The sequence below is a fragment of the Caballeronia fortuita genome (assembly GCF_001544835.2).
In the GTDB taxonomy this organism is placed as follows: domain Bacteria; phylum Pseudomonadota; class Gammaproteobacteria; order Burkholderiales; family Burkholderiaceae; genus Caballeronia; species Caballeronia fortuita.
This window is the reverse complement of sequence record NZ_FCNX02000001.1, coordinates 49,100-69,272: the sequence shown is the minus strand read 5'-3', so window position 1 is coordinate 69,272 and position 20,173 is coordinate 49,100. Positions and strand designations below refer to the sequence as shown.

At 61.1% G+C, this 20,173-nt stretch carries 18 protein-coding genes; 2 read left to right on the top strand and 16 right to left on the bottom strand.

Annotated features, from left to right (window positions below; all coding sequences use genetic code 11):
- Window positions 1-95: 95 nt before the first annotated feature.
- From AWB77_RS00355 to pxpB, 15 genes are all read right to left on the bottom strand, one after another.
- Complete coding sequence (locus tag AWB77_RS00355) at window positions 96-518, bottom strand: glycosyltransferase (RefSeq protein WP_157694714.1); 423 nt, start codon at window positions 516-518, stop codon at window positions 96-98.
- A 7-nt stretch (window positions 519-525) separates the two neighbouring features.
- On the bottom strand, window positions 526-1,887 hold the full coding sequence (wzy, locus tag AWB77_RS00350; protein ID WP_061132431.1) for an O-antigen polysaccharide polymerase Wzy: 1,362 nt from the start codon (window positions 1,885-1,887) through the stop codon (window positions 526-528).
- Between the two features lie 32 nt (window positions 1,888-1,919).
- Window positions 1,920-3,287: a murein biosynthesis integral membrane protein MurJ gene (gene murJ / locus AWB77_RS00345; RefSeq protein WP_063936462.1), complete on the bottom strand. Its 1,368-nt coding sequence runs from the start codon at window positions 3,285-3,287 to the stop codon at window positions 1,920-1,922.
- Window positions 3,284-4,459 carry a glycosyltransferase gene (locus AWB77_RS00340; protein WP_061132429.1) on the bottom strand — a complete coding sequence of 392 codons (1,176 nt, stop codon included), beginning with the start codon at window positions 4,457-4,459 and terminating at the stop codon, window positions 3,284-3,286. Before AWB77_RS00340 ends, murJ begins: the two co-directional genes overlap by 4 nt.
- Complete coding sequence (locus tag AWB77_RS00335) at window positions 4,456-5,490, bottom strand: SDR family oxidoreductase (protein ID WP_061132428.1); 1,035 nt, start codon at window positions 5,488-5,490, stop codon at window positions 4,456-4,458. The genes AWB77_RS00340 and AWB77_RS00335 overlap by 4 nt, the downstream gene beginning before the upstream one ends.
- Window positions 5,491-5,497: 7 nt before the next feature.
- Entirely contained in the window at window positions 5,498-6,775 is a 1,278-nt protein-coding gene (tviB, locus tag AWB77_RS00330; RefSeq protein WP_061132427.1) for a Vi polysaccharide biosynthesis UDP-N-acetylglucosamine C-6 dehydrogenase TviB, read from the bottom strand.
- Between the two features lie 81 nt (window positions 6,776-6,856).
- Window positions 6,857-9,088, bottom strand: a complete 2,232-nt coding sequence (locus AWB77_RS00325; RefSeq protein ID WP_061132426.1) for a polysaccharide biosynthesis tyrosine autokinase — start codon at window positions 9,086-9,088, stop codon at window positions 6,857-6,859.
- Window positions 9,089-9,090: 2 nt separating this feature from the next.
- Window positions 9,091-9,531 carry a low molecular weight protein-tyrosine-phosphatase gene (locus AWB77_RS00320; RefSeq protein ID WP_061132425.1) on the bottom strand — a complete coding sequence of 147 codons (441 nt, stop codon included), beginning with the start codon at window positions 9,529-9,531 and terminating at the stop codon, window positions 9,091-9,093.
- Between the two features lie 50 nt (window positions 9,532-9,581).
- Window positions 9,582-10,874: a polysaccharide biosynthesis/export family protein gene (locus tag AWB77_RS00315; protein ID WP_244158371.1), complete on the bottom strand. Its 1,293-nt coding sequence runs from the start codon at window positions 10,872-10,874 to the stop codon at window positions 9,582-9,584.
- Between the two features lie 38 nt (window positions 10,875-10,912).
- On the bottom strand, window positions 10,913-12,010 hold the full coding sequence (locus tag AWB77_RS00310; protein ID WP_061132424.1) for an MraY family glycosyltransferase: 1,098 nt from the start codon (window positions 12,008-12,010) through the stop codon (window positions 10,913-10,915).
- 521 nt (window positions 12,011-12,531) lie between these two features.
- The gene (locus AWB77_RS00305) at window positions 12,532-13,488 is read right to left on the bottom strand and encodes a DUF979 domain-containing protein (protein ID WP_061132423.1); all 957 of its coding nucleotides are present in this window, start codon (window positions 13,486-13,488) and stop codon (window positions 12,532-12,534) included.
- Complete coding sequence (locus AWB77_RS00300; protein WP_061132422.1) at window positions 13,485-14,204, bottom strand: DUF969 domain-containing protein; 720 nt, start codon at window positions 14,202-14,204, stop codon at window positions 13,485-13,487. The genes AWB77_RS00305 and AWB77_RS00300 overlap by 4 nt, the downstream gene beginning before the upstream one ends.
- A 111-nt stretch (window positions 14,205-14,315) precedes the next feature.
- Entirely contained in the window at window positions 14,316-15,062 is a 747-nt protein-coding gene (gene pxpA / locus AWB77_RS00295; RefSeq protein WP_061132421.1) for a 5-oxoprolinase subunit PxpA, read from the bottom strand.
- 50 nt (window positions 15,063-15,112) lie between these two features.
- A complete protein-coding gene (locus AWB77_RS00290) occupies window positions 15,113-16,153 on the bottom strand; it encodes a 5-oxoprolinase subunit C family protein (protein ID WP_061132420.1) in 1,041 nt (346 codons plus the stop codon).
- Window positions 16,150-16,803 (bottom strand): 5-oxoprolinase subunit PxpB, encoded by a 654-nt coding sequence (gene pxpB / locus AWB77_RS00285; RefSeq protein WP_061132419.1) that lies wholly within the window; start codon window positions 16,801-16,803, stop codon window positions 16,150-16,152. The genes AWB77_RS00290 and pxpB overlap by 4 nt, the downstream gene beginning before the upstream one ends.
- A 184-nt stretch (window positions 16,804-16,987) precedes the next feature.
- Between pxpB and AWB77_RS00280 the strand changes: the two genes are divergently transcribed.
- Window positions 16,988-17,500, top strand: a complete 513-nt coding sequence (locus AWB77_RS00280; RefSeq protein WP_061132418.1) for a winged helix DNA-binding protein — start codon at window positions 16,988-16,990, stop codon at window positions 17,498-17,500.
- Here the strand turns inward: AWB77_RS00280 and AWB77_RS00275 are convergent.
- Window positions 17,497-18,126 (bottom strand): 5-formyltetrahydrofolate cyclo-ligase, encoded by a 630-nt coding sequence (locus AWB77_RS00275; RefSeq protein ID WP_082852549.1) that lies wholly within the window; start codon window positions 18,124-18,126, stop codon window positions 17,497-17,499. The two genes, AWB77_RS00280 and AWB77_RS00275, sit on opposite strands and share 4 nt — an antisense overlap.
- 19 nt (window positions 18,127-18,145) lie before the next feature.
- Between AWB77_RS00275 and AWB77_RS00270 the strand changes: the two genes are divergently transcribed.
- Window positions 18,146-20,113 carry a lytic transglycosylase domain-containing protein gene (locus AWB77_RS00270; RefSeq protein WP_061132417.1) on the top strand — a complete coding sequence of 656 codons (1,968 nt, stop codon included), beginning with the start codon at window positions 18,146-18,148 and terminating at the stop codon, window positions 20,111-20,113.
- Window positions 20,114-20,173 lie beyond the last annotated feature (60 nt).

The following is a 20,173-nucleotide window of genomic DNA, read 5'->3' as shown; positions in this document are numbered from 1 at the left end:
CCGCGCCATCGAAGGCAACGATTGACGGGCGAAAATTTCATAAGCGATCAGGCGCCAGGTCATCCTGATCCGAGTGGACAGGTTCACTGGTGACGCTATCGCCCATCCCACACTGTGTGCAGCGCCGACCAGGCTGCGGGATCGGTATGCTCACACGCGATCACAGGAACGCCTGTTCCGAGCGCCGCGATGAGCGTGCGGAAATTCACGTGCGTGAGAAAGGAGACAACAGCGTCGGGTTTGTGCGACAGGATCAGACGTCTTGCCGCCGCGAGCCGTTTGAGCTGACCGACCAATCCTTTGCTGGCGGCCGGAACCAGATCGGCCAGATAGGTCACTTTTACAGCGGGGTTCAGTTCATAGAAACAGGTGCCGCGTCCCGAATAGGTGACGACGAGGTGAACATCATCGCCACGTTGAGCCCACGCATTGACAAGCGTCGACGCGACACGCTCGGCGCCGCCACAGTTCATCGAACCGACGAATAAAACAATTCGCATTGAGAATAGTGCTTTCACGACTTGGCTATGCGCGTTGCCTCGACGATGCACGCGCACCGCTGATCAATTGCAAAAGCCAATAGATGAAGATGAAATAAAACAGGAACGGAATGATCGTCGACAGGGATGCCCTCGGCAGGAAGAACAGACGCGGGCCGATAGCGACAGCCAACGCCATCCAGAGCGCTGAGACACGAGATCCGTCGTCCAACGCGCGCAGTCCCCAGCCAATCAACACGCTGAAAAGAGCGAAAAGCGGAAACATCCCTCCCGAAAAGAGCGCGAGATCGCCGAGCACGGACCAGCCGAGCCCATTGCCCTTCAGAAACATGTCTGGGTCGGACGTCGCGCTCAAGGCAGCGGCGAACGACAGATCTCTCGCGTCGACGGCATGCCCGCTAATCAACTGGGCGACCCACGCCGTGCCTGGGAATATCGTCTGTACGTAAGCAAGAAGCGGATAGCCGTGAACGTTCAGCGACCACGAGAACACGCCCAGCGAAACACCCTGGTCCCAAAGCATTCCCGTGATGACATCCAGAGGGGAGGCGGCTTCGATCTGCGTCGCACGTGCGGAAAACTGCAGGAGCAGATTGGCGCAAACACCTAACGCCGTGAATATCAGCATCAACGTCCACAACCGGATTTTTCGCCTTCTCCCATAGAGCCAGAGCAGAAGGGCCATGACCGTGAGGAACTGACCGCGCGCGCCCGACGCGATACCGGCGAGGCCGTGCAGGCAAAGCAGCATCAGGACGAGCTTGCGAACCGTCTTGCTCGGGCTGACGTATGCAATGCCCAAGAGTACGAAGTAGATTGCTTCGAGAAACCCGCTTCCCGCCTGATAGGCAGACGTCTGACCGAGATACTGGGCTTGATAGCCCTGCGAGAACGCCAGCTTCAGACGACCGAAAGTCTGAAACAACATCGGAATTGCGGCCATCAGCAGGAGCGCGCTCGCGAATTTTCCGTTCAACGGCAACGATGGGCGCTGCCGGACGCGTATCGACACCGTCCAATATCCCAGATTCAGAAAGCTTATGAAGATGACGAGATAGAAGAATGCGATGTTCTTGATGGCATCGGTCGCCACGTATTCGGCCATGAACTCCAGATCGAACGGACTGCCCGGGCCGTTGATCGTCATCAGCGGATAGCTGAGCAAACGGCCGCCGATGAACACGAAGAAGCAGCACTCGAAGAAGAACAGCATCGAGGTGACCGCGACTCGCTGCAAGCGCAGCGTTGCGACACACAGCAGGCAGAGCGCCCAGAACTCGAGCGAATACCCGAGGTCCGATGTGAATTCATCGAAGCAGCCGAGGGCGAACTGGAGCGTGCTGGCGAACAACACAAAGATCCATCCGCTCAGGGCGAGCGGATGCATGCTTCGGCCACGAAGCGAAATGTTCTCTAGCATCATTTCGGAGCGGACGCGAACGTCTTTACTGCTCTCGCGTTGAAGAGAATGAGGTAACCCGCGAGACTGACCGCGGACATCGTCGCCGTTCCGAGGGGAAGCGCCGCCAAACCCATCCAGGGGGTCCAGATCATATTGCCGGCTACTTTGGCAACAAAGCCGGCAAGTGTGATGACCGCAATTGCACGATAGCGGGATTCGCTTGCAGCCATCTGCATGAGAACAAGAGTGGCAAAGCTGGGCGCCAGCTGCAAGGTGAACCAGCGCAACAGACTGGCAACGTGTTCGCTATCGATTTCAGTAAAGGCACCGCGCTGGAACAGAAGACGCACGATCCATGGCGCGCCGATCGAAGCGAGACATGCTGCGACCGTGCCGACTCCGAACATGACGTAGGCCCACTTGAGCGCCATGGTTCGCGCTCTTTCCCGCTCACCGTTTCGAATGGTCCGGGTCAACACCGGCAATGTCGCCCGACCGATTGCCGATGCACCGAGTCCGAGGAGCAACGACATGAGACGATTCGCATACCCCAGTGTTGCGACAGCGCCCCCGCCGTGTCGCGTCGCCATGTACTGGTCGATCGGTACTATGCAGGCAAGCACGGTCTGGCTGACCAGAAGAATCCCAACCGAACGGGCCATCAGACGCCAATGCGGTGAAGCAAGACCGAACTTGATGCGCGCGCGGACATGATCCGCGCGTGACGCGAAGTGAGCCAGCAAGAAGACCTGCAAAGCCAGGCCCAGCGTTACGGCGAGGCAAAGCGGCGCGATGGACGAGCCCGTACTGAGCACAACGACGAAAAACAATACGCCCGCAGGAAGCGCCTCGAGCAATGTGTTGATATGCCGCTCCCGCGCTTGTAGTCTTGCCGCATCGATGCACATGAGCAGCATCAGCGGAGCAAGCGGGGCGAGTCCGATGAGAAACTGTCCGACGAGAACCCGCGTCTGCACGGGCAGCGTCGCGCCGAATTGCCCTATCACGGCCGGCGCCGCGAAACTCAGCGCAGTTGCCATCAACAGGCCCGCGATACATGCCATGCCGCGCAATTCGCCGATGAATTCCGCGTTCTGCCTGGAATCCGCGTCGTGCAGACGCACGAGCATCGGTATCAGGACCGTGCTGAACACCGTGACGAACATCGAAGGAATCCAGCTCACGAGCGTGAATGACAACTGATACGCGTCTACGATGCCGCTCACGCCGTAGCGGTATGCAATGGCCATTTCCTTCAGGGCGCCAGCGCTCTTTCCCATCAATACGAAGATGGAAACCCAGGCCGCACCTTTTGCAATCCGGCGATGATCGGGATGCGCGTCGGAGAATCTGGCCCGCACGCGCGCGACGAGATTCGAGCTCAAGTCTGCATCGCTCCCGACGAACCCGACGTGGCGCCGGGGCGATGCGTCAGCGCATCGCGCCACAACGCTTCGTAAGAGTCCTGCATCCGTCCGAGGCCGAACTGCTCCTCGATGCGCTCGCGGCCCTTTTCACGGCGGATCGCACCTGCCGTCGTGCGACCGACGTCCAGCGCTGCACCGAGCGCTTGGGCCAAGGCATCGGGATCTTGTGGCGGCACGACCCATCCGCACGCCCCGACAATCGTCGTGACGTCGCCGACGTCTGTGCTGACGCTCAGCGCGCCGCACGCCATCGCCTCCGCTACGACGTTGGGAAAGGCTTCGCCCGCGCTCGGAAGCACATGGATATCGAGCGCGTTCATGACAGCCGGAATGTTCTCGTCGGGGCCGACAAGCATGATCCCTTCTTGCAAGCCCTCTGCTTCCAACGCCGCTACGAGTTCCGCATTGTCAGCGGTCATGTGCTGCCCGACCAGAACGAGCCGGAACCGCTTCCCGCAATCGCCCATCCGAGCGACAGCGCGAAACAGATTCCGATGATCCTTCTGCGGGTGCCAGCGCGCGACACATCCGATCAAGGGCATGTTGTCAGAGATGCCCCATTGCATCTTCTTGATCGCGCCTGCTTCGGGATCGATCGAAAATCGCGCGGTGTCGTATCCGTTCGGAATCCACGTGAACTTGCTCGCATCGTAGCCGATCTGCTCGTGTGCAATCCGTCCGCGCCACGAGCACGAAACGATTCGCGTGGGAATGCGGCGCGACAGCTTTGCGCAGATTTTCGCGATCAAGACCGTCAGGCGCGAGTTCTTGTCGGTATCCAGGTTCGCGTGATGAATCGCCCAATAAATCGACCGAATGCCGGCGAGATAACCGAGCACACCACCGACGAGATCGGCGTGATACATCCAGGTCTGCATGACATCGGGTCGAAACTCACGAATCAACGACCAAAGTCGCGTGAGCGTGTGCAATGTGAGCCGCCCCTTCGGACAGTTCAACGCTTCGACGTGAATGCCGTATGCCGCCAGCTTTGGCGTGTAATAACCTTCGCCTCGCAGGCAGACCACGCGATGTTCGATACGGCTCGCCGGCCCGCGCGATGCGACATTGAACAGTACGGCCTCGGCGCCTCCGCGCTCGAGGCTGCTGATGATATGCAGAACCTTCATTGCGATGCGCGCGCCGATTCGATGTACCACGGAACAGCGATGCGAATTCCATCGGATAGCCATACGCCGTCGGCATAACCGAGCATGGCGCGAGCCTTGTCGACGCTTGCCTGCGAATGGCGTACATCGCCGGCGCGGAACGGCCGGTACACCGGCGCGCGTGAGTATTCAACGCCGTGGTCCGCGAGCGTGTCGCGCACCGCCGAATAAAGCTCGTCGAGCGTCGTGCGATCGCCCAGCGCGACGTTGTAGACGTCGCCGCGTGCCTCATCGATCGCAGTGGCGGCGAGCAGGTTCATTTGAACGGCGTTGTCGACGAAACAGAAATCGCGACTCGTTTCGCCATCGCCGTTGATGAAGACATCTTCGCCGGACATCATCGCTGCAATCCATTTCGGAATGACGGCCGCGTACGGACCGTTCGGATCCTGGCGCTTTCCGAAGACGTTGAAGTAACGCAGTCCCGTGGCCCTGAAGCCATAGCAGCGCCCGAAAACCTGCGCATACAGCTCATTGACGTACTTGGTTACCGCGTAGGGCGAAAGAGGACGGCCGATGTGTTCTTCCCGCTTGGGCAATGCGGGATGGTCGCCATAGGTCGAGCTGGATGCCGCATACGTGAAGCTGGAAACGTTCTCGTCGCGCGACGCGACCAGCATATTCAGGAAGCCGCCGATGTTGACCTGATCGGTGGTCACAGGGTCGTGAATCGAACGCGGCACGGATCCCAGCGCAGCCTGATGCAAGACATGCGTGACGCCTCGAACGGCGGCCTGGCAATCATTTGCATTCCGGATATCGCCTTCGATGAAGGTGAAGCGCGACCACTGCTCCGGCGTTACGGCACATGACACTTCGTCAAGATTGCGCCGATGGCCGGTCGAAAAGTTGTCGAGACCCACGACTTCCTGATCGAGCTTGAGCAGCGATTCGAGAAGGTTCGAGCCGATGAATCCGGCCACGCCGGTAATGAGCCAACGCACGGGACGCGCGCGCAATTGCTCGCAGACTGCCTGATAGCGATTCGTCATGGCGCGCTCACAAACGCAAATCCGAGCCGTTCGCCGGAAGAACGTATTTCAGATCGTAGATGAGATGTTGATCTTTCCCGAACTCGCGAATTCCTTCGCCAAGCTTCACGAATTGCTCGTGTGCCACCGCGATGACGATGGCGTCATACGCGTTCGCTTGCGGAGCATCGATGAGCTGCACGCCGTATTCTTCCTCGGCTTGGGCGGGGAGCGCCCACGGATCATGCACGTCGACCTGCGCCTCATACTCGCGAAGCTCGTTGATGATGTCGACCACGCGCGTGTTGCGGATATCGGGGCAATTCTCTTTGAAGGTCAAACCGAGAATCAGCACGCGGGCGTTTGCTATCGACATACGCTTCTTTGCCATCGCCTTGACGAGCTGCGAGACGACGTACTGCCCCATGTTGTCGTTCAGGCGGCGCCCCGCCAGAATGATCTCGGGGTGGTAGCCGATTTCTTCGGCCTTGTGCGTCAGATAGTACGGGTCGACACCAATGCAGTGGCCGCCGACGAGGCCCGGCCTGAACGGTAGAAAGTTCCATTTCGTGCCTGCGGCCGCGAGCACCGACTCCGTGTCGATGTTCATGCGGTTGAAGATGATCGCGAGCTCGTTGATCAACGCGATATTGACGTCGCGCTGCGTATTCTCGATCACCTTGGCCGCCTCGGCGATGCGTATGCTGTCGGCCAGGTGCGTGCCGGCGCGAATGATTTCCTTGTAGACGGCGTCGATCTTTCGGGCAGCTTCCGGCGTCGAGCCGGACGTGACTTTGAGGATGTCCGTTACGCGATGTGTCTTATCGCCCGGATTGATCCGCTCGGGACTGTAGCCGACGAAGAAATCCACGTTCATCTTCAAGCCCGATACCGCTTCGAGCACGGGCACGCATACTTCTTCGGTTGCGCCGGGATAGACGGTCGATTCGAAAACGACGATATCGTTCTTCTTCAATCCTGCCCCGGCGGTGCGGCTCGCCGAGACCAGTGCGCTGAGATCGGGACGGTTGTAGGCGTCGATCGGAGTCGGGACCGTCACGATAAGGAAATTGCAGTCGGCCAGATCAGCCGCGTTGGCGCTGAAGACCAGGTTGCTTGCTTGCGCGAGTTCCTCGCTCGTTACTTCCAGCGTCGTATCGATTCCGCCTTTGAGTGCGGTAATGCGCGACGCGTTGATGTCGAACCCGACGACGGGCCTGCGCCGACCGAATTCCACCGCGAGCGGTAATCCGACATAGCCGAGGCCGATGATCGCTATCTTCAAACTTTCCAATGAATCGTACATAGATCACTTACGTTGAATACGGACGCCTACTGAGATCAGTAGCACTGCTATTGCATGGCCATCGCCGACGGCCGAGGCGCATCAATCAGCGCGATCGTCGTGATAGTTGTAGTCGACATACCGGTAAGCCTGATATCGCCCACCATAGATTCCGCTGCGCGGCTTCATGGAGTTGAAGAGAATCCCGGTAACTTTCGATCCGGCCTGCGCGAGGCGCCTCTCCGCTTCAATGACGTCGCCACTTCGCGTTTTTCCAAAGCGCGTTACGAGGAATACGGTGCCGGCCGCGCTCGAAATCGCCTCGGAGTCGGAGACGGCGAGTAACGGCGGCGCGTCGATGATCACGAGGTCATAGTCTTTCGATGCACTGGCAATCAGGTCGGACCAGTTCGTGCCGTGCAGAAGCGCTGAAGGATTGGGCGGCAGCTTCCCTGTCGTCACGAGATCGAGGTTCGGCAGAACGCCCCGGTGCGTCACTGTCGCCAGAGGACGAGAAGAGGCGATGGCTTCGGCGAGTCCATTACTGCGATCGAGGTCGAAATACCGATTCACATATCCTTTGCGCATGTCGCCGTCGATCAGAAGCACGCGCTTCCCGCTTGATGCGAGGATCGCCGCCAGATTGACCGATACGAACGATTTGCCCATTCCCGGCGTCGGACCAGTGATCAACACCACGTTGTTCGCGGCGTCGGGTAGAGCGAACTTGATCGCCGTGTGCAGACTGCGCAGACTTTCCATCGCCGGATCGTTGGGGCGAACGACTGCCAGGACTGACATCCTTGCGCTCTTGCTCGCCGATCGACGGGACATCTCCTGCTGCTGTTCGCTAAAGGGAATGGTCGCGAACACGTGAAGGCCCGTGCGCTCCTCGAGCACGGCGGGGTCCGTGACACCCGTGAACAATCGATCTTTCAAGATCGCAACGAGCGCTCCGAGGAACAGGCCCATGACCACGCTGCCGGCAAGAATCATCAGCTTGCGAGGCTTGACCGGAAGCTCCGGCACATCGGCGGCGTCGACGAGTCGCACGTTTCCGATCTTTCCTGCCTTGACCAGGCGCAATTGCTCGACATTGCTGCGCATCAAGATATACAGATCCGAAGAAACGCGGACGTCGCGCTGCAACTTCAGCAAGTCCTGCTCGGTGAGCGGCATCTCCTGAATTTGCCCGGCGATCTGGTTGATCTGCTCCTTTTCCGCGCTGATCTGCGAGTCGATCGCGAGGAGGGCGGGATGGGCGGGACCGAACCTTGTCGCAAGCTCCTGACGCTTCTGCTGCAATGCGGCCAACTGGGTATTCGCCTCCGCCGATTGCCGCAGCACGACCTTACCGGCCTCGGACAGATCGACCACCGTGTGCTGGTTTTCGTACTGACTCAGGCTTGCTTCGGCGTTCTCCAACCGCTGTTTCATGAGCGGCAATTGCGCGTCGAGAAACTCGATCGAACGCGCGGCCTGAGCAGCCTTGCGATCGGCATTCTGCTGCACGTACTGACGGCCGATTTCGTTGAGCGTCTGACTGAGAAGAACGGGGTCGGTGCCTTCGAGGGCTGCCGCGATCACGCCCGAACGCTTCCCCTGCTCCTGGATGCGGAGCGACGTGACGAGATCCGTTGTCGTGATCTGTCGCGATCGGCATAGCAGCACGAATGCAACTCCCGGTCGAGCGGCAATGCCGACGACGTTCAGCGAGATGGGGCCGAACGCGGTCTGGAACTGCTCGGTTTTGCCGATGGTTCCGACAACGGGTTCGTTCAGTCCATCGCCGCTCAGCTGGTATCGATGATCGGGCAAGGCCACCAGCTCGAAACGTCGGCCCTGAAGGTTGCGCGGCACATCGAAAGAGCTGACGCGGATCGACTCGCTTCCCCATGCGAAGCCACCCCATCCGAACAGGCCGGGGTTCGACACGCCGTCGGCATGAGAGGCGATCCAGCGGCCGACGACCGGGAAATAGCGCGGCCTGGCCTCGACGTTGAGCTTCAACGCGTCGACGGCCTTGGATGCAACGAGACGCGATCCAAGGATCTGGATCTCACCATCGGCGGACGACTTCACATCGAACATTGCCGAGACATCGCCGATCAAATTTCTGGCCGTGGAGGCGTCGGACGAGTCCTCGACCGCGACCACGATGCTCGAATTGAAGACAGGCTGCGCCAGAAGCACATAGAGCCCGCCGACGGCCAAGGCCAGCGCGACAATTGCAGCGATGAGCTTCTTGTTATCGAAGAGCGCATCGAGCAATGCGATGAAGTTCAGATATTCGTCCTCGGATGGCTTCCGAGCCGTGGTGTTCTCTTGACTCATACTTATATACGCGCTGATTCGATTCGTTCGACCCAATCGGCGACACCTTTGTCGACGAGTTCGAAGCACCGTTCAAAGTGCGTTCGTCCCTTGCGGTATGGATCGGGCACTTCGAATTTGCTGAAGTGCCCTAGTTGAAAGATGCGCCCCCTCGCTGATGGATAACGTTCCTCCAGGTGGCGCTTCTGTGAGGCCTGCATGACGAGAATCAGCTCCGCTTCCCTGCAATTCGCCGCGCCGAGTTGCGCCGCCCGATGCGTCGAGATATCGAAGCCGTTCGATCGCATGACGTCTTGTGCATGGGGATCGGCCGGATGACCGACGAGCGCACCGATTCCCGCCGACCCTACATGAGCGGAAGGCAACCGCTGTCGAAGGAGCTCGGCTCCCATAGGACTGCGACAGATGTTTCCTTCGCAAACAACCAAAACGGACGCGATCATCACTCAGCCTCGAAGCCGGTTCATCCGGCATGCAGCGCCAATCGGCTCGATCAGTAACCCGCTACCTGCTTGCCGAGATTCATACCCTGAGCACTCGGCATCAACAGGTTGACCACGCGCGCCCAACGTGCAAGACCCGTCGCGTCCACATAGACGACGTCCTTGGGCTGCAATTCGAAGTGCTCTGCCAGCGCAAGACCGACGGGCGACGTGCTGTCCAGATGAAACACTTGCGGGCTCGCCGGATCACTGGTTGCACGCACCACATAGATGGCCGCTGGCTTCGATGTTGCCGGATTCACGCCTGAAGCCGAGGCCAGCGCATCGCTCAGGCTGAGGCGGCCGTCATGCATGGGTAACGCAGTGGGGCGGATGACCTCGCCCGTGACGAAAACCTGGTTATATGTCTGCGGCGGCACGCGTACGACGTCGCGATCGTGCAGCGCGATCATCGACGCGTCTATTCCCGCATCAGCCAGCTTCGACAGACTCAACTCATAGGTGCGGCCGCCTCTGAGCAACTGAATGCGGCCCGTATCGCCGATACCCGCGACAACACCGTTAGCTTCGCTCAAAGCTTCGGCCAGGGACATAGGCACATTCGTAATCGGCTTCACGCCAGGTTGCGCAACCTGTCCCTCGACGAAGATTCGCTTACTTCGGTACGCGACGACACTCACTGTGACCTGGGGATCCTTCACGTACGGCGACAACTGCCGTTGGAGGATCGCCTGCACCTCGGCGACCGTTCTGCCCGCAGCCTTCAGAGAGCCAACATAGGGAAACTGAATGTTTCCATCGTCGCCCACGACGAAGCCCGGGACAGCCTGCGAGCTCAGTCCGGGCCCGGTGGGCAAAGTCCCGGCCGTATCGCCGATGGTGTAAGTGAGATTCGGTACGACCAGTTCTGGATGGTCCCAGACGATGATCGAGAGCACGTCCGCCGGGCCGATCACATAGTGTTTGGGAGACCCGATGAGGCTTCGGTACGTATCGCCGGTTTCGGCTTCGCGCAAAGACTTTTGTTGCCGGAGCAACTCGGGCGTGATCGCCGTGACATGCGGCGTCGAGGATGCGTCGGTTGGATCGACGGGCACGCTCGGATCGAAGTGCATTCCGGGAGCAAAGGCACAAGCGCTCAGCAACAACGGCGGAACGGCGGCAAGCAAAGCTGACTTTGTACGGCGAAGGAAATGCATGAACCCGAGGTCCTCTGATTCAGACGATTCTGACCCTCTCGCGACAAGCGAAGCATGTCGGAGGATTTGTTGCGTCGAGGCAGTGATGCTCGCCAAGACGGTTGAAGGCGCGCATGGCGCGGCGAAAATGTGCGGCGTATTCATCTGCCGTTCGAAAACGCTTCGAAGGGCAGGAAGGAGGGTTAGCGCCCGGTCTGTCGAAGCCAGCCTGGCGTTCTGAATCGCACTATCGCCTGATACAGCCAGATGTACGTCACGATGAACATGGCCACGAATGCCATCAGCAGCGACGGGCTTCTCCAGAACAGCGTCGCCGGAACTACTGCGCCGAGCGTGAGCGTCCACAGATACGGAGAAGTGCGCGAATTCCGACGATTCACCGCGCGCAAGTCGCGCATGGGCGCGCCGATTTCCACGATGCGACGGTAAATCAAGGTATGAAGGTGAATTGCGTCCGGCGCACCGGCGGGCAGACCACGCAAGACTTTGCGCCGATATATCGAGAACAGCGTTTCGAATGCCGGATAGATGCTCACCAGGATGGCGTAAAGCGGCGAAACACCGGAATTACGTTCGATGAGCAAAACAAGCAATTCGGCAACGATGAACCCGATGAAATACGCTCCGCCGTCGCCGAGAAATATTCGCGAAACCGGATAGTTCCACGCGAAAAAGCCGAGCGTCGCACCAATTGCCACGACAGCGACGTGCATGACCAATTCGTCACCGACTTGCCATGCGACCACAGCTATCGAAGAAAGAATGATGATCGCGACGACAGAAGCGAGCCCGTTCATGCCATCAATTATGTTGATTGCATGGACTAAGCCCGATACGGCGAACACGGTGAACACAATGGACACCGGGAGAAAATAAAGCAGGGCGTCGACAAACGACAACCCCACGTGACCGATTACCGCCCGTAACGCAAAGCACGCCAGCAACGCTGCAATCATCGATGTGACGAGCCGTATAGAAGGGCTCACCTTCTTGGTCAAATCTTCTACGAGACCGGACAGGAACGCGGGCAAGGAGCACGCGAGCAGCATGAGGGCTTGCGTGTTGAGTGTGAAGGGATTCAGTGCAGCGTAGGCGATAGACGTCATCGCGACGGCCGCCGCAATCCCGACGCCACCGATGCGTGGAACAGCGACTGCATGTACCTTCTGGACGCCGCCCAGATCCCGATCCATCGATAGCCGTCCGTGCCAGTTCTTGAAACGAACGATCAGCGATACCAGTAGATATGAGATAAAGAACGCGGCCAATAACTGCAACATTTGAGCGATCACGGGAGTATTAGCCTCATACTCAATCAAAAGCATTACTAATTACATTCGGAGCAGGCGCGGCAATTTCACGCAGCCTGCTTTATATTCATGCGCCACGGCGCAGCGGAATCAAATGCCCGGTAGTGGGTGACATAGCGTTTTCAGACGCCAAGATATGCCGTCGCGGCGCGAGAACAATCTATGGGAGAAGGCGCATATGATGGTTCGGCAAATGCGAACCCGCCATTGCTGATGGCGTCGTTGATATAACGGATTGAATTGTGAGGCTCACCAATCGAGCGTGTCCAGCGATCGAGCTCTTATTTAGTATCTTTCCTAGTGCGCGACGCCGTTCAGCCAAAACCTTTCGATCGTTATTACGTTCTATGACAGGTTTTTTCACGATCATTCTCGAGGCCGTGCAGGTTGCACGGCCTCCGGAGATCGAATTGACGATGCGCCGATTTTTTCCTGCCTGTTTAGGCGAGTCTCATCTCTCGAGGATTGATTCCGGCGCCGTCATCGCTGAGTCAGATAAACATCAACCAGTTGAGCAAGAAAACATTCGCCACCAGCAACGCCACCGCCGTCGGCACTTGCACTTTGATCACCGCATTCTTGTCCGGCAACTCCAGCAGCGCCGCCGGCACGATATTGAAATTCGCGGCCATCGGCGTCATCAGCGTGCCGCAGTAACCCGAGAACATGCCGATCGCGGCCATCGTCGCGGGATTGCCGTGAAATACGCCGACGAGAATCGGCACGCCGACACCGCCCGTCATCACCGGGAACGCGGCGAAGCCGTTGCCCATGACCATCGTGAATAGCGCCATCCCGACGACATACACGGCCACGGCGACAAGCCGGTAATCCATGTTGACGTAAGCCGTCGTCACATGCGCGACCGCTTTGCCGACGCCCGCATCCGAGAACACGAGCCCGAGCATGCCGAGCATCTGCGGCAGCACGGCCGCCCAAGAAAGCGCATCGATGAGACGGCGCGTCTCACGCATCGACTGGCCGACGGTATCGCGCGTCATCACGCACGCAATCGCGAGCGCGATCACGCAGCCGATACCAAAGCCGATCAGCGTCACGTTCTTTAGCTCGATCAACGGCACGCCGCCGAACACGAGATACTTCGCGACGAGCGTGAGAATCACGGTGACGACGGGAATGTTCAGCGCGGGCACGAAGAGCTTGTTGCCGAGCCGCACCGCGCTCTTGCGGCGCGTGTCTTCGGAGAGCATTTTCGGCTTCGCGCCGGTGACGCCGCCGAAGCCCGCGATCAGCGCCATCGCCACGACGAGCACACCGACCACCGGCACCGGAATCCAGTCGCCGACGAGAAAGATCAGCGCGTAGATCAGCCAGAAGCCGCCGGCGCTCAGACGACGCGGATGCGCCTTGTCCGTGAGAATCATCCCGCCGACGACCAGCAGAATGATGCCGACGAGATAGAACAGATAGTTGATCGTGAGCGTCATGCTTTTTCTCCCGCGACGTTGCGCGTCAGTGCGTCGAGTTCGCGCGCGAGCCTGCGATCGAGCAGCCACAGTCGGAATCCGTGAATCAGGAACGCGCAGATCGCAGTGGGAATGCCCCACACGGCGACATGCATCGGCTCCACGACGATGCCCGCTTCCTTCAGGAACGTGACCATCAGCACGATCGCGCCGAACGCCACGAAGATGTCTTCGCCGAAGAACAGGCCGACGTTGTCGGTCGCCGCCGAGTACGCGCGCAGCTTGAAGCGCGTCGCGTCGGAAAGCTTGCCGTAGCGCGCTTCTGTGGCGCCTTCGGCCATCGGCGCGAGCAGCGGACGCACCATCTGCGGATGACCGCCGAGACCCGTCAATCCGACCGCCGCCGTGATCTCGCGCACGAACAGATAGACGATCAAGAGACGCCCGGCCGTCGCCGCCTTGATGCTCGAAATCCACATCTGCGCGCGCTCGCGCAGGCCGTGCCGTTCGAGCAGACCGATCACCGCGAGCGGCAACAGGATGATGAGCGGAATGTTGCGCGTCTTGAGAAAGCCGCTGCCGATCGCGGTCAGGATTTTTTCGACGGGAAAGTGCGCCGCGAAGCCGGTGATGATCGCCGCCGCCGCGACGATCAGCATCGGATTGAAGCGCAGCACGAAGCCCGCGATGATGACGGCCACGCCGATGAGCGGCCACAAATTGACAGGGGTTGCCATGAGTTCTCCAAACAATATTGACGTCACGCCTCGTACCGGGCGCGTGGATTCACTGCTTGCTTGCTAAAACGCCCCGGTTCGACGGGGCGTTCAAAACTACCTTGCTGCCTGTCACTCGGCGTGCGCGGCGCGCACTTCGATGCCCGCATCCGCCAGCGCGTCGCGAATGCGCCGCGCGAATTCGAGCGCATGGGCGCCGTCGCCGTGCAGACAGATCGTCTGCGCGTTGAGCGGCACCCATTCGCCCGATACGGCTTTCACGCGCTGCTCGCGCACCATCGCGAGCGTGCGGTCGAGCACGGCATTTTCATCGTCGAGCAGCGCGCCCGGTTCCTTGCGCGGCACGAGCGAACCGTCCGCGCGATAGCCGCGATCCGCGAACACTTCCTCGATGGCGATCAGCCCGGCGCGCCGCGCCGCTTCGACGAGCCCGCTGTTCGCGAGCCCGAACACGAGCAGCGACGGATCGAAGTCGTGCACGGCGGAGACGATGGCATCGGCGATTGCGGTGCTTTTCGCCGCCTGGTTGTAGAGCGCGCCGTGCGGCTTCACATGCGCGATGCGCCCGCCTTCTGCCTGCGCGATCGCCGAGAGCGCGCCAAGCTGATACAGCACGCCCGCATAGATTTCCTCCGGCGGCAGGTCCATTTCCTTGCGGCCGAAGTTCTCGGGATCGTTGAAGCTCGGATGCGCGCCGATGGCGACGCCCTTCTCGACGGCCCAGCGCACGCAATCGCGCATGGCGGTGGCGCCGCCGGCGTGCCAGCCGCACGCGATGTTCGCGGAACTCACGAGATCGAGCAGCGCTTCGTCGGAGCCGCAGCCTTCGCCGAGATCGGCATTGAGATCGATTTCCATGATGTTTTCGCAGTCGTTCCGTTAAATGGTGATGGATGCGCGGCGCGCCTTCATGAGCCCGCGCGCGCGATGCGTTCCTCGTGCATCGCGATGGCCGTTTCCACCTGGCTTACGTATTGCCGTTCGTCGGCGAGCGCGTGCCGCGCTTCTTCCACCGACGTCTCGATGAAGCGCACGCCGCCGTTCAGCCTCACTTGCGCGAGCTTCCACAAATCCGCCTTGATGACCGCGCCGATCTTCGGATAGCCGCCCGTGGTCTGGGCGTCGCCCATCAGGATGATCGGCTGGCCGTTCGGCGGCACCTGGATCGTGCCGGGCAGCACCGCATGCGACAGCAGCTCGATCTTCTCGCGCCGCTCGAGCGCCGTGCCCGCGAGGCGAAAGCCCATCCGGTTGCTGTTCGGCGTGATCGTCCATTCCTCGTCCCAAATGCGCTCCTGCGCGGCGTCGCTGAAACTCGCGTATTCCGGGCCGCGCAGCACGCGGATCGGCACGGCCCACGCGAGTCCCGGCGAATGGCGTCCGCGCCGCACGGGTTCGTCCACGAGCACGAACTTGCACCACGCGGGCGCTTTCACGCCGAACGCTGGTTCTTCCGGCGAAAACGCGATGCCCTTGTGCGGCTGCGGGACACCGACCGGCAGCCGGTCGCCGTCGCGCAGCGCGCGTCCGCCGAGGCCGCCGAAGCACGCGCCGAGATCGGTCGAGCGCGAGCCGAGCATCGGCAGCACGTCGATGCCGCCCGCGATCGCCACATAGCAGCGCATGCCGCGCTTCGCCGCGCGCAGCGTCAGTTCCTGGCCCGCGCGCACTGGCAGGCTCCACCACGAATACACCGGTTCGTCGTCGAGCGTCGCGCCGAAATCGGTTCCAGTGATGGCAATGCGCGTCGCGTGCTTGAAGCGCAGCACCGTCGGCCCGAACGTGATCTCGATGCCCGCCGCGTCCGGCCGGTTCCCGACGATACGGTTGCCGATTTCCAGCGACAGCGCGTCGAGCGCGCCACCCGAACTCACGCCGAGATGCCGGTAGCCGCGCCGGCCGAGATCCTGGACGGAAGTGAGCACGCCCGCGCGAATGACGTCGATCATGCGCGCACCTCCAGCGCCGTGAAGCGCACGCGGTCGCCGGGCTGCATGAGCGTCGGCGGATTTCTGGCCGCGTCGAACAATTTCAGCTCCGTGCGCCCGAGCAATTGCCAGCCGCCCGGCGACGCCGCCGGATAAATGCCCGTCTGCGCCCCGCCGATGCCGACCGATCCCGCCGGCACGTCGAGACGCGGTTCGGCGCGGCGCGGCATGGCGAGCGCGGGATCGAGCCCTCCGAGATACGCGAAGCCCGGCTGAAAACCGAGGAAGAACACGACGTACTCCGCTTGCGTATGACGCTTCACCACTTCGTCGACGGAAAAGCCCGTGTGCTCAGCGAGCGCGGTGAGATCGGGTCCGTCGGCGCCGCCGTAGCGCACCGGAATCTCGATTTCGGCGCCTTGCATGTCGGCTGCTTCGGCTGCGTCCCAGCCGCTTTCCAGTTGAGCGGCGAGCGATTCGTAGTCGGCGCTCAGCGGATCGAAAACGATCGTGAGATTGTTCATGCCCGGCACCACTTCGATGACGTGCGGCATGAGGCGCCCGTGCTCCGCCAGCGCCCAGATGCGGCGCTGGCAATCGAGCGTGGCGGGCGGCGTGGCTTCGCACACGAGCGCGGTGTCGCCCAGCGGATGAATACGTGGTCTTGTCATGCCTCGAATTTGCCTTTGCGATGCGCGAAATTCACCTGTCCGATTGAACGCCGCACCGTCGCAGAATGTTACATTGTCAATAAATTATCAAGAAATTATCAATACAGGTTTTTGCCGAGGCGCGCCGTCGCTCGCGAAATCGACGTTGCGCTACACTCCAACGCACTCAAAACCGGTCATCGCCATGCCGCGCCATCCCACCAAGATCGTTTCGTCCGAGCATCTCGTCTCCGAAGCCAGCGCGGAATTGTCGGAGTTCGAATACGGCCTCATCATGGCGGGCAACGCGTTCAATCGCTGGATGGTGCGCTGCATGTCCGCGGCGGGCGCGAAGGACATGACGGCGGTGGAAGTGTCGCTGCTGCACCACGTGAGTCATCGCGACCGCAAGAAGAAGCTCGCTGACATCTGCTTCGTGCTGAATATCGAGGACACGCACGTCGCCACGTATGCACTGAAGAAACTCGTCGCTCGCGGCTATGTGCAGAGCGAGAAAAACGGCAAGGAAGTGTTCTTTTCCGCGACCCCGGCTGGGCGCGAACTGTGCGGCAAATATCGCGAGGTGCGCGAGGCGTGTCTCATTGAAACGCTGCGCGAAAGCGGTCTTACGAACGAGCAGATCGGCGAGGCCGCGCAATTGATGCGCAATGCATCCGGTCTCTACGATACCGCCGCGCGCGCAGCGGCATCGCTTTAGTACATGCGTGATTCGGTGATGATCGCGTCGAGCGGCATGTCGTGCGTCTCGCGCGGCAACGTGCGGCACTTGCCCGATTCGTATGCGACGCCGATCGTCACCGGCCGCACGCCGTTCGGCCACGCGGCGAGCGTGCGGTCGTAATAACCGCCGCCGTAGCCCAGCCGATATCGATCCGCATCGAAACCGACGCACGGAATCAGCAACAGTTCCGGCACCGCGATCGTCTCTTCGGCGGGCACCGGAATGCGGTATCGGCCTTCTTTCATCGGCGCATCGGCGCGCCAGGCGTGGAAGACCATCGGCGCGTGCGGTGTCACGACGACCGGCAGCGCGGCGCCGCGCGTCGCATCGGCGTCGAGCCAGTGCGTGAGCGCATCGCGCGCGTCGAACTCGCCCGCGACCGGCCAGTAAAAGCCTACGCTGCGCGCCTCGTGCCGCGCGAGCATCTCCCGAACGCGCGCGGCGAGCGCTTCGTTGCGTGCGGCCTGTCCGGCTTGTTCGCGCTGGGCTTCACGAGTCGCGAGCAGCGTGGCGCGCAGGGCGCTTTTAGGTTCGCTCTTGGATTGATCGCAAACGTTGCGTGCTATGCTTTCCTCCGATCTCAGGACACGGTTCAAGACCATTCGCGCTCCAGAAATAAAGATGTCAAAACGCCTCGAACGAGTATATCTCGCGGTCGGCACAGCCCTTGCCACGGCGGCGCTCGTCGCGTGCGGCACGGCTTCCGCTGTTCGCCCCGACGCCGACTTCCCGCCCACATCCGACGACCGCATCTTCCTGCAGTTGCGCGATGCCGCGCGCGCGAACGATGCCGGCAAAGCCGCGCTGCTCGCGGCGCAGATTCCGAACTATCCGGCGCCCAGCTATCTCGAATACTTCACGATCAAGCCGCAGCTTTTCGATTCGCAGGGCCACGCGCGCATCGACGCGCCCGACGCGCCGGTGCTCTCGTTCTTGCAGCGTTACGACGGCCAGGCCATCGCCGATCGGATGCGCAACGACTATCTCGTCGTGCTCGGCGGTCGTCACGACTGGAAAAACTTCGAGCAGCAGTATTCCCGCTTCGTTCTCAACGACGACACGCAGGTCAAGTGCTACGCCCTCGAAGCGCGCATGTCGCGTGGCGAGAATGTTTCGGATGCGGCGCGCGCGCTGCTCGTCGAACCGAAATGGTATGGCGATGGCTGCGTCGATCTTATCGGCGCGCTCGCGGAGTCGGGCCAGTTCACGAGCGACGATATCTGGCAGCAGATCCGTCTCGCCTACGAGCAGAACTACACGACCACGGGCTCGAGCATCGTCGACGCGCTCGGTCAGGAAAAGCCGAAGGATTCGCTCTTCGACGACGCCGTCAACAAGCCGCCGCTCTACCTCGCGCGCGGCGTGATGCCCAACACGCCGGCGCATCAGTTGACGCTGCTCGCCATCACGCGCATGGCGCGCAACGATCCGGCGATGGCCGCGGCCACGTTCAGCGCGGTCGCGCCGAGCCTGACGCCGGCGGAGCGCGCGACAGGCTGGGGCACGATCGGCTATCAGGCGGCGATCAAGCGCATGCCGTCGGCGGCGGACTGGTATCGGCTGTCGGCGAACGCGCAATTGTCGAATCCGGCGTATGAATGGCGCACGCGCAGCGCGTTGCTCGCCGGCGACTGGAACATGGTGCGCTGGTCCATCGAACAGATGCCGCCCACGCTGCGCGCACAGCCTTCGTGGGTGTACTGGCACGCGCGTGCCGTGAAGCAGGCCGGCGACGCGGCTACGGCGAATCAGGAATTCCAGAGCATCGCGGATCAATACAACTTCTACGGCCAGCTCGCGCTCGAAGAACTCGGCCAGAAGATCACGGTGCCGCCGCGTACCTCGGTTTCGGACGCCGAAGTCGCGCAGATGCAGTCGGTGCCGGGCTTCGCGCTGTCGCAGCGTTTCTACGCACTGAACATGCGGCTCGAAGGCAATCGCGAATGGAACTGGCCGCTGCGCACGATGACCGATCGTCAACTGCTCGCGGCCGCGCAATACGCGAAGCGCATCGAGATGTTCGATCGCACGGTGAACACCGCCGACAAGACGAAGGCCGAGCACGATTTCACGCTGCGTTATCTGTCGCCGTTCCGCGATATCGTCGAGCGCGACGCGCAGAACACCGGCCTCGACATCGAATGGGCGTACGGGCTGATCCGCCAGGAATCGCGCTTCATCATCAACGCGCGCTCGGAAGTCGGCGCGGGCGGCCTGATGCAGTTGATGCCCGGCACGGCGCAACTCGTCGCGAAGAAGATCGGGCTTGGTCCCGTGTCGCGCGAGCAGATGAACGACATCAACACGAACATCCTGCTCGGCACGAATTACCTGTCGATGATCTACAATCAATTCGATAACTCGCCCGTGCTCGCCACGGCTGGCTATAACGCCGGTCCGGGCCGGCCAAAGCAGTGGCGGCAGGATTTGCGCGCACCGGTCGAGGGCGCGGTTTTTGCTGAAACCATCCCGTTTACCGAGACTCGCGATTACGTGAAGAACGTGCTGTCGAACACCGTCTACTACGCGGCGCTGTTCGAAGGCCGTCCGCAGTCGTTGAAGGCGCGTCTGGGCTATATCGCGCCCTGATCGTCTTGCAGCGAAACCTCACGCCCGCGCGTCGAACGACAGGACGCGCGGGCGTTTTCA